Source organism: Rhodanobacter sp. FW106-PBR-R2A-1-15 (assembly GCF_058789735.1).
This window is the reverse complement of the sequence record NZ_JBYTEM010000002.1, coordinates 121,333-136,528: the sequence shown is the minus strand read 5'-3', so window position 1 is coordinate 136,528 and position 15,196 is coordinate 121,333. Positions and strand designations below refer to the sequence as shown.

The following is a 15,196-nucleotide window of genomic DNA, read 5'->3' as shown; positions in this document are numbered from 1 at the left end:
AGGTCGCCTGATGTACGCCGAGCTGCATTGCCTCTCGAATCTCTCTTTCCTGCGCGGGGTGGCCAGCGCACGCGCACTGTTCGACCGCGCCGCAGCGCTGGGCTACAAGGCCCTCGCGATCACCGACGAATGCAGCCTCGCCGGCATCATCCGCGCGCTGGAGGCATCGCGCGCCACCGGCGTGCCGCTGATCGTCGGCAGCGAGCTCAAGTTGGAAGACGGCGCGCGCCTGGTGCTGCTGGCCAGCGACCGCACCGGTTACACGAACCTCTGCCGGATCATCACCGCCGCGCGCGGCCGCGCCGCGAAGGGAAGCTACGCGGCACGCTGGGAGGAGGTGATTCGGAACCAGGAAGGGCTGCTCGCCCTTCTGTGCGGCGCCGACCACCACGGTCACGTGCCCGCCGGCGCGGCGACGTGGGCAGGTCGTTTGGCGCATGCCTTCCACGGCCGTGCCTGGCTCGCCGTCGAGCTGCATCGCGGCGATCGCGACGTGGAAACGCTGGCGGCCCTGCACGCGATCGGCGATGCCTCCGGCCTGCCGCTGGTCGCCGCCGGCGACGTGCACATGGCCACGCGCAGCCAACGTGCGCTGCAGGACACCGTGACCGCGATCCGCCTGGGCAAATCCGTCACTGCCGCCGCCGGCGAGCTGTTCCCGAACGGCGAGCGCCACCTGCGCGCGCCAACGGATCTCGCGGCACTGTACCCGCCGGCGCTGATCGCCGAGACACTGCGCATCGCCGCACGCTGCCGGCTGGATCTCGGCACGCTCGGGTGCCGGCCGCCGCTGGACAGCGTGCCGGCCGGTGTTGCGCCGGCGGCGTGGCTGCGCGCGCTGGTGGCCGAGGGCGCGGCGCGGCGCTGGCCCAACGGGGTGCCGGCGCCGCAGGCGGCACAGATCGACCACGAGCTGGCGCTGATCGCCGACCTTGGATACGAGGCGTTCTTCCTCACCGTCCACGACATCGTCGCCTTTGCGCGATCGCGCCAGATCCTCTGCCAGGGCCGCGGCTCGGCCGCGAACTCCGTAGTCTGCTACGCCCTGGGTATAACCGAGGTCGACCCCGAACGCGGGCATCTACTGTTCGAGCGCTTCCTATCAAAAGAGCGCCATGAACCACCAGACATCGACGTCGATTTCGAGCACGAACGGCGCGAGGAAGTCATTCAGTTCATCTATGCGCGGTACGGCCGCGACCGCGCGGCGCTGACCGCAGCGATCACCACCTACCGGCCACGCAGCGCGGTGCGCGACGTGGGCCGTGCGCTCGACCTCGATCCTGATCTGATCGACCGGCTGGCCCGTGCGATGGACGGATGGGGCGACGCCGCGACGATGCCGACGCGCCTGGCCGAGACGGGTATCGACACCGACACGCCGGCGATGCGCCGCCTGCTGGTGCTGGCCATGCAGCTGGTCGGCACGCCGCGGCATCTTTCGCAACACGTCGGCGGTTTCGTCATCAGCGCCGCGCCACTCGCTGAACTGGTGCCGGTCGAGCCGGCGACGATGGAAGGGCGCACGATCATCCAGTTCGACAAGAACGACCTGGAGACCCTGGGCCTGCTCAAAGTCGACATCCTGGCACTGGGCATGCTGTCCGCCTTGCGCCGGACGTTCGACCTCATCCGGCGCCACCACGGCGTCTCCCTGTCGATGGCGGACATTCCGGCCGAGGACCCGGCCACCTACGCGATGCTCCGGCGCGCCGACACGGTAGGTGTGTTTCAGGTCGAGAGCAGGGCGCAGATGGCGATGCTGCCGCGCATGCGGCCACAGTGCTTTTATGACCTGGTGGTTCAGACGGCCATCATCAGGCCCGGACCGATCCAGGGCGGCATGGTTCACCCGTATCTGCGCCGTCGACAGGGCAGGGAAGCGCCGAGTTACCCGTCGGAGGCGGTCAAGGGCGTGCTGGAGCGCACGCTCGGCGTGCCGATCTTCCAGGAGCAGGTGATGCAGTTGGCCGTGGTCGCCGCCGGCTTCACGCCGGGCGAGGCCGATCAGTTGCGCCGGTCGATGGGCGCGTGGGAGCGCCACGGCACGCTGGAGCACTTCCGCACGCGGCTGCTGACCGGCATGACCGAGCGCGGCTACACCGAGGGCTTCGCGGAGCAGGTGTTCGAAATGATCCGCGGCTTCGGCGCCTACGGATTCCCGGAGTCGCACGCGGCGAGTTTCGCTCTCATCGCTTATGCGTCTGCCTACCTCAAGGCGCACTACCCGAGCGCCTTCCTCGCTGCGCTGCTCAACGCCCAGCCCCTCGGGTTCTACACGCGTTCACAACTTCTGCAGGCGGCACGCCGGGATGGCATCGCCACGCGCCCGCCGGATGTCCTTGTCAGTGGGTGGGAGACACAGCTGGAGGGAAACGGGCCGCGCGCCGCCATCCGTCTGGGTCTGCGGGAGATCTCTGGCTTTCGCGCCGACAGCGCCGCGCGCCTCCTGCGAGCGCGCCGTGAAGCGCCTTTCCGCGACGTCTCCGACCTCGCGCGCCGCGCGGCACTGGATCAGCGGGATCTGCCACTACTGGCTGACGCCGGCGCACTGGGTGGCCTCGCCGGACACCGGCACGTTGCACGCTGGGTCACCAGCGGCATCGAGGCGACGTTGCCACTGTTCGGCGGAACGGCTGAGGCGTCCGTAACGCTACGCGCGCCGACCGCTGGTGAAGAGATGGCCGCTGACTACGCGTCGATGGGCCTCTCGCCCGCCAGTCATCCGATGGCCCTGTTCCGTGCTTCGCTGAGCGGCGCTGGTCTTGCCACGCTCGCTGAGGCCGCCCGCGCCGGCCACCGGCGACGGCTCCGTGTCGCGGGCATCATCGGCATGCGCCAGAGCCCGCCAGCGGCAGGCGGCGTTACGTTCCTGACTCTGGAGGACGAGACCGCCTGGCTCAACGTCGTGGTCTGGCCCGACGTCGCCGAGCGATGCCGCCTCGTGCTCCGCTCAAGCGCGGCTGTGGCCATTGATGGGCGCATTGAACACGTGGACGGCGTCACGCACTTGATCGCCGCAATCGTCCGTCCCGCGTGCCTGTAGCAGGTTGGAGTACCGGCCTCGCCTCAGGCCACTGCGTAGTGTGCTTGACCACCCTGTGTCACGAGCTGCACGGGCACGTGCACGAATTGGCCATCTAGAAGCTCGCTGTCGATCGCGTACTCGTGCATGTGGCCGGACGAATAGCTCCGCGTGCTGGCGGTGGCCACTCGGATCACGTACACGCCCGTGAAGGTGACGCCATAGAGGCCAGTCAGCTGCCCGAGGACACCGGGATCATGCGAAAGCCGATTCGTCCAGGAGAACCTGCTGCAGCGCCTGAACTGCGAGATCCGGTCGCTCCCGCGCGAGAAGTGCGCCAGGGCAATGATCTCCAACCCATCGGCCGCGTCGAGGATAGGGGCCTGCCGTGCAGCGGACTCCAAGGCCCCGATGAAGCCGGCCGAAGCCACCGAGTACTCGAACAGCCACTGGCCCTGGGCCAATGGCGTCGTCATGCAATCTCCGGGTCGTCGGCCCGTCGTTGGTCGACCTCGCCCTCGGATTCAGCCAGCGCTTCTATAGCCTGCTTGGCCTCCTCCATCTGCTCGGCGCGTCGGGTGAGGACCGGGTACCACTCGGCCACCGTACAGGCCGCCGCCAGCATTGATTCGTCTTCCCGCCCGATCCGCACAAACTGGCCGACCACGCGCAGAGACAGTGCCATGCGCGCATCCCTCATCCCATCGGTGCATTCGCGAAAGGAAAAGGCATAAGCGGGGTGGTGCAGGGAGAGGATCAGCTTCGCCAGCCCGAGTGCTTCAGGTGCCTCGGGGTGATGGCGTACCCAGTCGAGGGCTTCGTCGTAGGGAGTCATCGGCACCTGCTCAATTCGTTCCGCCAGGTCGGCCCGCGTGGCGCAGACACAAGCTGACATCGAAGCGGTCAGCTGCGCGAGTTCTTCGACCGGTTCGTCCGACCTGCCGCGAGGACATAACGTAGCACGGGCGTCGCAGAGGGCAGTCATCGGCGCAAAGACGGGGAGGTTGCACGCCACCAGGCAGACGTTAACAATGGCGCCATGCAAACGTCACGTGCCGAGCTCGAACGTATGATCGCTCGCCTCGCGGCGCTGCTACCGGCGATGCGGGCCGAAAACCCCGACGACAGCGACCTGATGATCGCGTTCGCCGGCGAGGCCGACGTCGTGCAGGACGCCGCAGGACCGGCCGACGAAGCCTGGGTGCACGAGCGATTGTCCACTCTCTTATCCGTTGCGATCGCCGAGCACTAGGAGTTACCCGATAGGGGAGCAAACCGCGGCACGGAGCTGCGCCTAGTTCTAACGACGGGCTGTTCCACGCTTTGCCGCTGCCTTCGCGGGCTTGGAGGCATCAGGGCCACGCGCTGGCGCGTCGATCAGCAGCGTCTGCGCACTCACTCCGGGCTTTTTCAGGGCGGCGGCGAACCACCGCGGCCGCATGCCATGCCCTGTCCATGTCTGACTGGGCTGCTCGGGATTACGGTACTTCGGTGTGCCGGTGCCAGCGCGCCCGGACGGCAGACCGCCTGCCCGCGGAAATACATCGTTGATTTGAAGCCCTTCTGCCTCGCACAGCGCTGCTACCTTCGCGCGTACCGCGATGAGGTGCGCCTTACGGCTGGTGGCCAGCAGAGCTTGTGCCTGTTGAATGAGCGCTTCGAGGTCGCGCGGCGACATGCCATCGAGTTTCAGTGCCATAGGGTCTCCATGCTAGTGAATCTGGTCGTCGGCATGTCCAGACTATACGCACGACAGAGAGTACGCGTTTCAACGCGCAGCTTCCCGTCAGGCGCTCCGCAACGCGTTCCGCTAGGCATAGTCCACGCGTTCCAGCACGGGCATCAGTTTCTCGGCAAGCGCCTGGGCATCCGGCTCGAGATCTACAATCTGGAATCGCAGCGCCTCGGCCGTGAATGCTTTCACCGCAGCCTTGGCCGCCGCGTCGTCGGCAATGGCAGCGAGCATGTGCCAGGCCGCAGGATGCGCACCGGCGACGGGCGCCGCGGCCTTGAGCAGGCCAGCCAGCGATCGTGACGCGTGTTCGTACCCGTTGTTGAATTGCTGCCAGAGCCGCTCGACCAGCGCGTAGGCGAAGGACTCCACGGCCCCTTCGGAGTCGCCTGCCTCGAAGTGCCCCACGGCCCGCAGCACATGGCCAAACGTCAGCTCATCCCACGAGGCGGCCGGTTGCGCCCGCCGGGCGCGCCGGGCGTACGCATCGAGGAGCGCGAACCGCGTGCCGGCGCCATCGCGGGTATCCATCATGTAGCCCCGCTCGAGGTGGCCGATGGCCTCCGCCAGGTGGCCGCTGTTGCGCGCAGCGACGCCGGCGTAGTACAAGACGGACGGGTAGGAATAGGCCTCATTGCCGAACCCCATTCCGCTTGAGACCAGCTTGGCCCCTGCATAGCTGGCGGCCTGTTCGACCGAAAGGATGCGCTCGAACATCCCGATCGTGATCCTCGCCTCCGCGAGGACGTCCACCCAGCCGTCGCTTTCGTGGTCGCCAGCTACTGCGAGGTCATAGCCCATGCCAAGCACCCTATCGGCGTGGAGCCACGGGTTGGCCGGATGCCGTGCTCGCAAGGCTGCCAGCCTTGCCGCGTGCTCTCGCGGCGGCCGTGCGACACCATCCTGCTGCTCGTACCAGCGCGACAGGACATCCTTCACCGCCTGTCCCGCAGCGGTCAGCGCGATGGTGTAGTCGCCCGCACTGGTCCGGTATGCCCGGCCGTAGTCCAAGGGCGTGGCTCCCAGAAGATCCCGTGGCTCCGCGGCCTCCTCCACGAGGATCGAGGCCTTGACGCGGGCGAACTCGCGTTTGTGCCACGGCCACACATTCGTCAGCCCGATGTCTCGCGCCAGCCATTCGCGCGAGCTCAGCCTCGCCAGAACGGTGGGCTCGTCGCCACCGGCGAGGAGGTGCAGGAGGCGATTCTCAACCGTGAAGCCCTGCTGCATACGGCGACTCGCCTCGGTCAACGGATCCTCCGTCGTCGACTCGGCAACCTCGAGCGTGCGCTGCAGGAGCGCCCGAAGCTCGTGGGCATCGGCGTAACCGTAGGCCTTGGCCAGCAGCTCCTGGGCCTCCTGCAAGGGGCGTTGAATGACCCACGCGAGATGCTTCGCGCGCCGGGAGTAGTCCAGCGCCGAGTCGGGAAGGAAGCGCGATTCAGAACGGGGAAGAGCACTCATAGCCGATCTCCAGCGCGTGCACGAAGTCGGATCAGCCGCGGTGTCGGATTGCCGCTTGCTGGGCCTCGTGAGCGCGCTCAGGAGAGGCGGAAAGGTGATGCCACTAACCACGTAGTGCGGCCCCTCGCGGGTTCTGACGGTAGCCGAGGCCACTCCGACGGCAGCGGCTGCCGCAGCCGCGCACTAAGGCTGCCTTGCATTGAGCCGGTTGTCAAAAAGGGATTGAGCCGAGATACGTGTAGTTTTGACAGCTAGAATCCCAATGTCGCCGTAGAAACAATGCGTTGACGTCTATTCTTACCCACAGCCCATGCCCTTTTCGCCGCTCGGACAAGGAATAGTGGCGCTTGTCCGATCACGTGAGCGTATTGTCGAGATGCTCAGGCAGGCTGCCGATAATCACTTTGCGTAAATCATCCGACCACGTGAAGTACAAACGAAAACCCCGGCGGCGATCGCGCGAGCTGGATCCACTCACGTGCTGGTCCAAGGTATAACGCCTCCCCTGATACGTGGTCTGGTACTGCCCCTTCAGCTTGGCGTTGTTCAGCGCTTCGCCGGCGGGGCTGATTTCAACGTACAACTTCTTCTGCGCCTCCACGAGATCGAGGCGCGCTTCCTCCGACCCGGTGGTCTTTACCGTCCAGTACTGGTTGCCTAGCAGGGAGATTGTCTCGGCGACGAAAGGGATGTTCTCGAACACCGACGCGCGGGCGGCACGCATCGCGCCAGCGGTCAAGACCACCCGATCCTGGAATTGCTCCTCGGCCCAACGCTCCAACGCGGCCCACGTTTCGGGAAGGGGCACCTGGTCGGCGGCGGGGCGCTGCGCGGCCTGCAGCTGGTCGATGCGCTCCGAGGCGATCATCAGCTTCGCCAGCGCGCTGCGCAGCTGCTCTTCCGTCTTCTCGGCGCGATCCTGTTGCTCGGCGGCCAGTTCTTCGGCGGCGGCTACGTCGCCTTCGGCTGCCGCCAGCGCTGCGCGGAGGCTCGCAATCTCGTCGACGACTTCCTCGCTGGCACTGGTCAGGCGTTCGCGGTCTTGCCGTCGCCGCTCGCGCGCGATGAGCTGCCGGATGTGCGCAAAGGAGGGCACATCAATCTCGGCGTCGTCGACCGACACCGAAACCACCGCGCAGGCGTCTTCCAGCTGGCCCACAGCGTCCCGGCCTGGCCAGCTTTCGGGCGGGAGGACGGGACAGCTCGCGCTGGCAAGCTCTGCGTCGAACTGGCGACCGTACAGGCGCACCCCGTTGCGGGGGATCACGCCTGCCGGACCGAGCGCATGCGCGAGCCGCTGCGCTCCGCCGGTGTCGATCATCACCACGCGAGCGATGCCGGCGACCCTCTTGGCCAAGGTCGCCGCCGAGATCGCCGCCCGTGAGCGCGCGGTGGCCGTGTGAACGATCACCAGCGCGATGGTCCGGTGGCGGTCGCTAATCAACCCGACAAGATGGCGCACGTCGGCCTCGCTAGCGACGAACTCAGCCGTGCCGTTGCCCGGCGCTCCGTCCGCGAGGAACTCCAGCTTGCTGTTCATGGTGTCACCTTGTTTTAGGTGCAAATAGTAACGCTTAGCCTCGTCAAGCAACTCTTTGATTTGACGGGGAATAATGTAGGCGCCCGGGAAGCAATCTTCATAAAATCAACAGTTTGCTGTTAGCCTCAGATCTTCTCCACGGAAAGGCCGGAGGTAGGCATGCAGTACTGGCAGGCGCCGTATCTTGGGCTGCGCACCATTCCCAAGGAGCTCAATCAGTTCGAGCTCCATGCCTTCTTCACTTACTCGGCCAAGGAACGGCGCGTCATTCTCGCCAAGCGCGACGCGCTGCACCGGCTGGGCCTGGCGTTGCAGATCGGCTTCATCCGGATGACTGGCAGCGTGCTTGCGGCCGTCAAAGTAGTCCCTGCCGAGCTATGGGCACATCTAGGCAAAACGCTGGAGATCACGACGCCGGATATTGCCTCGCTCCGCTCGCTATATCGCCGCCGGCCGACCTTGTTCGCGCACCAGAACGCCGCCATGGAAACGTTGGGTTTTGGTCGCATGTCCGAACACCAGCGCCGTGCCCTGGTGCGCTACCTGCGTGTCGAGGTGCTGTCCGAGTTCGATCGTCATCGTTTGAAAACACACGTCAAAACGTGGCTGTACGAGCACGGCATCCTCATTGAGGGCGAGCGCCCACTGAAGAGCGCCATCGATGTCGCGCTAAAGCTGGCCGAGGATGAACTCGGCACCGTGCTGCAGAAGGACGCCCCTTTCACTGTCCTCGATGCGTGGGTGCGGGCCTGCGACGAACCCCATCGCTCTGGTCTTTCCTTTCAGGAATGGCTTGCGCAAGCACCACGCCGGCAGTCGCTCCCCCAGATTCGCGAACAGTTCGAGCGGATCCAATACCTGACCCAACTCGGTGTGGCCGCACACCCCATGCCTTCCGTGTCGGATCACATCAAGCGCCATTACGCCCAGGCGATGGCAGATCGGCCACCCGCGGCGAGTAAGCGTATTGCGGCAACGCGCCGGACCATCGAGGTCGCCTGTTACCTGCAGACGGCGCTGTGCACCGCCACGGACCGGGTGCTGGCCATGACGCGCCAACACGTAGCCGATCTTTGGGGCAACGGGATGCGCGCCGTGGTCCAATCCGCCGAGGCGCGTGCGCGCACGCTGACCACCTTTGCGAAGGAAGTCCGCGAGCTGGCCCTCGATCGCTCCCTTCGCGAAGAGGATCTGCGTGCGGCGATTCTGCGTGCGGTGGAACAGGTCGGCGGCGGCAAGAAACTCAGCCGAGCGCACCTGACCCGTGAACAACTCCTCCTCAAAAACAACCGCCACTCGCGCTCGCTGTTGAAAATGCTGTGTGCGCTTCCCTTTGAGAGCGTGGCGCCGCACCCGGTTCGTCAGGCGCTGGACGCCTTGCGCGAGATCTATCTGCAGCGCAAACCAGCACTGCCCGAGGCGATACCGGTTCACCTCGGCAAAGTGTGGGACGACATGCTGGCAAATCCCGACCGGCAACGTGCCCTGCAGGCCTTCGAGGTGGCGACGCTGCTGGCGTTACGCCGTGCCCTGAAGAACGGCAGCGTGTATGTCGCGCACAGTTTCAGCTTCCGCAGTCGCGAAAGCATGCTGATTCCGTCCGCGGAATGGACCAAGAGCAAGACGCATCATTACGCGCGCTTGAAGCTGCCCCGCGACGCGAAGGAATTCACCGGTCCGCTGGTCGAGGAAGTGTCCAAGCAGCTCCAGCACCTGAGTGAAGCCGCGCAGGCTGGCGACGTCACCGTGGACAGAGACGGTGTGCACTTGCCCAAACTCCCGGCGGAGGACGTGCCGGAAGCCGTGATGGTGCTTCGGGATGCCCTGATGGAGCGCATGGGAGCGGAAGAGCTGCCGGGCGTCATGATGGAAGTGGACAGCCACACCCGCTTCAGCTGGACGCTGCTGGGCCGCGAGCCGCGCTCGATCGATGAGTTGCGCTTGGTGTATGCCGGTCTTCTTGCGCACGGCACGGCATTGTCCGCCGCCGATACGGCGCGCATGATGCCGGGCCTCTCCGCGGATGCCGTCAATCAGAGCATGCGTTGGATCGCCCAAGAAAAGCGCTTACGGGAAGCCAATACCGCCGTCTTCGAGTACATGCACAGCCACCCCATTGCCGAATCCTGGGGACGCGCCGATCTGGCGTCCGCGGACATGATGAGTCGTGAAACCGTCAAGAGCAGCCCCCTGGCACGTCGCGACCCGCGCACGAAGAAGAAGTCGATTGGCATCTACACGCACATCCATGACCGCTGGGGCATCTTTCACGACCAGCCCGTCGTGCTCGGCGAACGGCAACAGGGTGTGGCCTTGGAAGGGGTCCTTCGCCAAAGCACGGTCACGATCAACCAATTGGCGGTGGATACGCACGGTCAAACCGAATTCGGCATGTTCTTGGCGAAAACGGTGGGAAAGGATATGTGCCCACGGCTGCGTGATGCCAGCGCACACAAGCTGTATGTGACCCCGGCGATGACGGTGCCCGAGGGGCTGCGCAGCGTGATCGCCAAGAACCGAGCGCATCCTGAGAAGGTGGAGCCCGTATGGGATGAATGGGTCCGCATGGCGGCCTCCACCCATGTCGGCAAAGCGAGCGCGGTCGACATCCTGTCCCGCTTCGGCTCCGCCGCGGCCGGTGAGCAGTTGTACGACGCGGGCGTCCAGATCGGCCGATTGCTACTCACGCTCTATCTGTGCCGCTGGTTCACGCTACCCGACTTCCGCCGGGAAATCCTGCGCACCCTCAATCACGGGGAACGTGTCCATGTGCTGGAGCATGCGCTGGAAACGGGCAAGGTGCCGCGGCATCAGATGAGCCACAACGCGCGCCTCCGAAGTGTCTCCTCCGCCATCACGCTGTTGAGCAACATCGTCATGGCGTGGACCACGGCGCGCATGCAGCAATCGCTCGCGACCTTGCCCGCCGACATCGCAGCCCTCGCGGTGCCCGAGAACCTGCGCCATATCGCGCCGATCCAGGAGCGTCTCGTGAATTTTCGCGGGCTGTTCCTGTTCCCGGTCGAGCGGTACATGGCGCGGTTGCTGCCCACCCTGCAGCCGGTCAGGCCGGTGCTGCGGAACATGCGTTAACGTCGTTGGAAGCCGCCACGCGTTCGCACGGAATCCCGCATGACCTCCCAACGCAAATCGCCCGCCGAAGCGGCTGCCGGATTAAAGCTGCCACCGGATGTGTCCTTTCACCGCGACCCTTTGCCGGACGGTATCGCCTACGTCTTTCGGCACGCCGAACTGGGGGAGTTGGGACGCCTGCGCGTCACAGGTACCGCGTCCGGCGAAACCTGCGTGGTCACCGACATCGCCGGCGACGAACGGGAGGCGATGTTTGCCCAGCGGCGCGCGATATTGGAACCCCTGTCGCACCAGATCGTGACGGCGCTGGAGTCCATTCGCGGTCCGAGCAGTACGCCACCACCACCCTTGGCGGCAAAGCACTCGCTGCCCGGCGGCACCATCCCCGTCGAAGAAGTGCGTTGCGACCGCTGCGGTGCATGGGTGGCTTTGCTGGTGTTTGCCGAAGGCGCCACCGATCATGGTCGGTTCGAAGACGTCGCGCGGCAGATGTACCCGCACTACGCGGTCACCACGGTGCCGACCTACATCATTGGTCCCGAGCAAGGCAGCACGCCCGCCAATTTCCGAGCCGCCATCCTGAAGGTATGGCCGCAGCGCGAACCGATCACGACGTTGACCCCTGACCAGTTTCGGTCGCGCATCACGCGGCTGCTGACGGGGCATTGCCGATAAGCCGGCGAACAGCTTGCCTTCATGTCCGGCTGATCCACCAAAGAGTGCGCCAGGCTGTCAGGCGTCGCCGGCAGGACGTCTCAACGGCCATGCAGGGAGGCGATGAGGGGGCAGGTAATGGTGCCGCGATGCGAATGACATTGCGCGACCAATCGAGCCAGTACGGTTTCCATGCGCTTGAGGTCTTTCAGGCGTCCCCGCACGTCGGCCAGGTGCTGCGCGGCGAATTGTGCCGCCTCACTGCAATGGGTGCCGTCCTCCAGGGCGAGCAACTGTGCGACTTCGTCGAGGCTGAAGCCCAAACGCTGCGCTGACTTGATGAATTTCACACGAGCGACATCGGTATCACCATAGCGGCGGATGCTGCCATAGGGTTTGTCCGGTTCCGGAAGCAGCCCCTTGCGCTGATAAAACCGGATGGTTTCCAGGTTGACCCCCGCGGCTTTGGCAAACGCACCGATGGTCAGTTGTTCCGATGGCTTCCCCATACCCATTGACTCCGTACATGACTACGGACATAGCGTACACCCACCTCACCCCCTGGGAGACGTTCGTGTTCATTCACTTCTACACGGTGCCGCTCGTGTGCGAGGCGGTGCCGCAGATCGGTTGCGGGTGCCTTGCCAAACCCGTTTTGGCACGCCTGGAGGTTCATCCTGATATTGCAGAGGTTTGGCTGCACCATCGCGGTGACGTGATCGCGATCAAATGGCTGCGTGAGCTTCGGGTCGACCAGCAGGTCGGCCTCCTGCGTGCTGCCCTCGGCGGTGACAGCCAGGTTGCTTTGGTAGCTGCCACGACGGCGTCGGCGTTGCTTGCCACATTTCCGAACCCTTCATACTGGTACCGGCGCGAGACGGTCGATCAGCTCAGTCAGGAGGAGGCGCACACCATGGCCGCCCGTCTCGTCCAGCGGCTGTCGCAAGCACGCGTTCCGTTGCCCGATGGGGCCGCGCTGCAATGCGATCTCGCGTGTGCGCTGCTAGAGGTTCTTGTGGCAGACGAGGCCTTGCCTATCGAAGCTCGACTTGCCCGGCTACTCGGGGTGGCGCGAAACACATTCCAGCAGCATCTCGGACCGAACGCGCTGCCGCAGCTGGAGGCGTGGTTGACGCCCGCTGCGCTCCTGCCCGAGGCCGCGGGTTGACGTGCCGACTTCGCGTCAGATCGTGGGTACGACTCCGTGCTTCAGGACCGACATCTGCGATCCGCCGCGTCTCAGGCTACGACAGGACGGCTCCGCCACGCGAGTTGGATCATGACTGACGTTTGCGTGTGCCACAGCGTGACCGAGGAGGACATTCGCCACGCGGTGGTGGCCGGGGTGCGCAGTTTCGAAGCATTGCAGTGGCTCACCGGCTGCTCGGGTGGCTGCGGAGGCTGCGAGCAGGAAGCACGCCAGCTGCTAAGCGACATCATCACGGAAATCGCATGCGCACATCCGACCTTCCATCTCAGGCCGAGCCACGATGGGCAGTAGGACGTCGGTCAAGGCTCCCGCGGTCTTGGCAATCCACGCTTGATGTCGTACCGAAGTACGGCAGTAGGCTCTGCGCCATGGGCGGAGATTGACCGGACGCGCGGTTCGAAGATGAGGATGGCTGCTGGTCGACACGGGAAAGTTTCTGCATGGGTTACCGATTGTCATTTTCAAAGAAGGCCAGAGTGTTTCTGGCCACGTACTGGAGAGTTGAGAATGAATACCGCATCGATTCTGAAATCCGTTCTGGCGGGAGGACTCACGTTGGGTCTGACCACAGTCGCAGCGGCCGCAGGCATGCAGAGCAAACCGATGTCAATGAGTCATATGGAGAAGTGTTACGGCATCAACGCTGCGCAGAAGAACGACTGCAAAGCAGCAGGCCACTCCTGCGCCAGCCAGGACACCAAGGCCCGCGATCCAAACTCTTTCGTCGCGGTGCCCAAGGGCTTGTGCGAGAAGATCGACGGCGGCAAACTCGAACCGGCACAGAAGGGCTGAGCAACACCACGATGCACGACGCGAGCACGCTCGCGGCGCCACCGATCTCGGCTCCTTCTGGAGTCGGGATCGGTCTGCGTGCGCCACACATGCAGCGGGTGTTGAGCGAACGTCCGCGCGTGGCGTGGTTCGAGGTGCACAGTGAGAATTTGTTTGCCGACGGCGGAGCACTGCATGCGGCGATCGAGCATGTGCGCGCCGACTATCCGCTGAGCCTGCACGGTGTCGGCCTCTCGCTGGGATCAGCCGACACATTCGACGACGAGCATCTGGCGACGCTGTGTGCGCTGGTGCAACGCTTCGAACCGGGGCTGGTCTCCGATCACATTTGCTGGGGCGCGATCGGCGGCATCCACCTCAACGACCTGCTGCCGCTACCGTTCACCCGGGAGGCGCTGGACCTGATAGTGACGCGCGTGCAGCAGGTGCAGGACGCGCTGGGCCGCGAGTTCCTGGTCGAGAACGTTTCCAGCTATCTCACGTTCCAACACGCCGAGATGAGCGAGTGGGAGTTCGTCGCCGAATTGATACGTCGCAGTGGCTGCGGCCTGTTGCTCGACGTCAACAATGTCTACGTCAACAGCGTCAATCACGGCTTCGACGCGCATGCCTATCTGCGTGCGATGCCGCGCGCGGCGGTGCGCGAGATCCACTTGGGTGGATTTATTCGCAAGACCGATCTCGCGGTACCGCTATTGATCGACAGCCACAGCCGGCCGGTGGATGCCGAAGTCTGGGCGCTTTATGCCGGGGCACTGGATCTGTTCGGCCCCGTACCCACCCTGATTGAGTGGGATCAGGACATCCCCGAACTTGAGGTGTTGCTGGCGGAAGCCGGCCGCGCGGAGGCCCTGCTCAATGGTCACCGCACCCACATTGCTTGAGTTGCAACGCGGTTTCGCCAACGCCGTGCTCGATCGCGGCAGTGACCTCGCGCAGTGGGTTGTCGGTGCCGGCCTCGCCCCCGCTGCACGGTTGCAGGTGTACGGCAACGCCATCGCCAGTACGCAGATCGAAACGCTGCGCGCCACGTACCCCGCGGTGCAAGCGCTGGTCGGCGAGGCCTTCTTCGAGGCCGCAGCGACGCGCTATCGCCTGCATCATCCGTCGACGCGCGGCAACCTGCAGGCGTTCGGCGGCGCCTTCGCCGCGTTTCTGGCCACGATGCCCGAAGCGGCAGCACTTGCCTATTTGCCTGATGTGGCGCAGTTGGAGTGGCTACGCCAGCAGTCCGCACTGGCCGCTGAAGCATCGCCACTGGCTCCGGCCACGCTCGATGACACGACATCGTTGTCCTGGCGGTTGCATCCCAGCGTGCGCCTGCTGGGCAGTACGCATCCGGTGCTGACGATCTGGCGTTACGCCACCGCCCCCGAAGGCGAGCGGCTGCAGCTGGATGGTCGCGGCGAACAGGTCGTGTTGTGGCGTGACGGCGGCGAGGTGGCGATGACCGTGCTGGACGCAGCGAGCTTCGCCTGCATCGCCGCGCTGATCGATACGCGTGATCTGGAGGCCGCGTATGCGGCGGCTCGGGCCATCGACGGAGCATTCGATCTCGCGGTTTGTCTGCGCAGTCTGCTGAAGCACCAACTGATTGCAGCGGGTTGACGCTAAAAATTCTTGCGCTTGACTCTGTACCTAAGTACGCGAATAGAGTGCTCCCATAGTCGCCCCCATCCACGCAGA

At 65.0% G+C, this 15,196-nt stretch carries 15 protein-coding genes; 9 read left to right on the top strand and 6 right to left on the bottom strand.

Annotated elements, in window-relative coordinates:
* Positions 1 to 10: 10 nt before the first annotated feature.
* A complete protein-coding gene (locus AC3WTD_RS01775; protein WP_235645284.1) occupies positions 11 to 3,046 on the top strand; it encodes an error-prone DNA polymerase in 3,036 nt (1,011 codons plus the stop codon).
* 23 nt (positions 3,047 to 3,069) lie between these two features.
* Here AC3WTD_RS01775 and AC3WTD_RS01770 read toward each other — a convergent pair whose 3' ends face one another.
* Positions 3,070 to 3,501, bottom strand: coding sequence for a hypothetical protein (locus tag AC3WTD_RS01770; RefSeq protein WP_235645285.1), 432 nt, complete (start codon positions 3,499 to 3,501; stop codon positions 3,070 to 3,072).
* The gene (locus AC3WTD_RS01765; RefSeq protein WP_235645287.1) at positions 3,498 to 3,860 is read right to left on the bottom strand and encodes a hypothetical protein; all 363 of its coding nucleotides are present in this window, start codon (positions 3,858 to 3,860) and stop codon (positions 3,498 to 3,500) included. The genes AC3WTD_RS01770 and AC3WTD_RS01765 overlap by 4 nt, the downstream gene beginning before the upstream one ends.
* A 204-nt stretch (positions 3,861 to 4,064) precedes the next feature.
* Between AC3WTD_RS01765 and AC3WTD_RS01760 the strand changes: the two genes are divergently transcribed.
* On the top strand, positions 4,065 to 4,277 hold the full coding sequence (locus tag AC3WTD_RS01760; RefSeq protein WP_235645288.1) for a hypothetical protein: 213 nt from the start codon (positions 4,065 to 4,067) through the stop codon (positions 4,275 to 4,277).
* A gap of 48 nt (positions 4,278 to 4,325) precedes the next feature.
* Here AC3WTD_RS01760 and AC3WTD_RS01755 read toward each other — a convergent pair whose 3' ends face one another.
* From AC3WTD_RS01755 to AC3WTD_RS01745, 3 genes are all read right to left on the bottom strand, one after another.
* Entirely contained in the window at positions 4,326 to 4,724 is a 399-nt protein-coding gene (locus AC3WTD_RS01755; RefSeq protein ID WP_235645289.1) for an H-NS histone family protein, read from the bottom strand.
* Positions 4,725 to 4,835: 111 nt separating this feature from the next.
* The gene (locus tag AC3WTD_RS01750; protein WP_235645290.1) at positions 4,836 to 6,221 is read right to left on the bottom strand and encodes a hypothetical protein; all 1,386 of its coding nucleotides are present in this window, start codon (positions 6,219 to 6,221) and stop codon (positions 4,836 to 4,838) included.
* A gap of 355 nt (positions 6,222 to 6,576) precedes the next feature.
* Entirely contained in the window at positions 6,577 to 7,761 is a 1,185-nt protein-coding gene (locus tag AC3WTD_RS01745) for a hypothetical protein (RefSeq protein ID WP_235645291.1), read from the bottom strand.
* 159 nt (positions 7,762 to 7,920) lie between these two features.
* Here AC3WTD_RS01745 and AC3WTD_RS01740 point away from each other — a divergent pair, with 159 nt between their 5' ends.
* Positions 7,921 to 10,854, top strand: a complete 2,934-nt coding sequence (locus AC3WTD_RS01740; RefSeq protein WP_008209282.1) for a Tn3 family transposase — start codon at positions 7,921 to 7,923, stop codon at positions 10,852 to 10,854.
* 39 nt (positions 10,855 to 10,893) lie between these two features.
* Complete coding sequence (locus AC3WTD_RS01735) at positions 10,894 to 11,529, top strand: hypothetical protein (RefSeq protein WP_008209284.1); 636 nt, start codon at positions 10,894 to 10,896, stop codon at positions 11,527 to 11,529.
* An 80-nt stretch (positions 11,530 to 11,609) separates the two neighbouring features.
* On the opposite strand, the gene merR is transcribed toward AC3WTD_RS01735, so the two are convergent.
* Positions 11,610 to 12,017, bottom strand: a complete 408-nt coding sequence (merR, locus tag AC3WTD_RS01730; protein ID WP_008209286.1) for a mercury resistance transcriptional regulator MerR — start codon at positions 12,015 to 12,017, stop codon at positions 11,610 to 11,612.
* 65 nt (positions 12,018 to 12,082) lie between these two features.
* Between merR and AC3WTD_RS01725 the strand changes: the two genes are divergently transcribed.
* The 5 genes from AC3WTD_RS01725 (at position 12,083) to AC3WTD_RS01705 (ending at position 15,118) form a co-directional block, all read left to right on the top strand.
* Complete coding sequence (locus tag AC3WTD_RS01725; protein WP_153021737.1) at positions 12,083 to 12,676, top strand: hypothetical protein; 594 nt, start codon at positions 12,083 to 12,085, stop codon at positions 12,674 to 12,676.
* Between the two features lie 111 nt (positions 12,677 to 12,787).
* Positions 12,788 to 13,009: a (2Fe-2S)-binding protein gene (locus AC3WTD_RS01720; protein WP_015447712.1), complete on the top strand. Its 222-nt coding sequence runs from the start codon at positions 12,788 to 12,790 to the stop codon at positions 13,007 to 13,009.
* 216 nt (positions 13,010 to 13,225) lie between these two features.
* On the top strand, positions 13,226 to 13,510 hold the full coding sequence (locus tag AC3WTD_RS01715; protein ID WP_015447711.1) for a BufA1 family periplasmic bufferin-type metallophore: 285 nt from the start codon (positions 13,226 to 13,228) through the stop codon (positions 13,508 to 13,510).
* 11 nt (positions 13,511 to 13,521) lie between these two features.
* Positions 13,522 to 14,394 carry an MNIO family bufferin maturase gene (bufB, locus tag AC3WTD_RS01710; protein WP_015447710.1) on the top strand — a complete coding sequence of 291 codons (873 nt, stop codon included), beginning with the start codon at positions 13,522 to 13,524 and terminating at the stop codon, positions 14,392 to 14,394.
* Complete coding sequence (locus AC3WTD_RS01705; protein WP_015447709.1) at positions 14,369 to 15,118, top strand: HvfC/BufC N-terminal domain-containing protein; 750 nt, start codon at positions 14,369 to 14,371, stop codon at positions 15,116 to 15,118. The genes bufB and AC3WTD_RS01705 overlap by 26 nt, the downstream gene beginning before the upstream one ends.
* Positions 15,119 to 15,196: the final 78 nt, after the last annotated feature.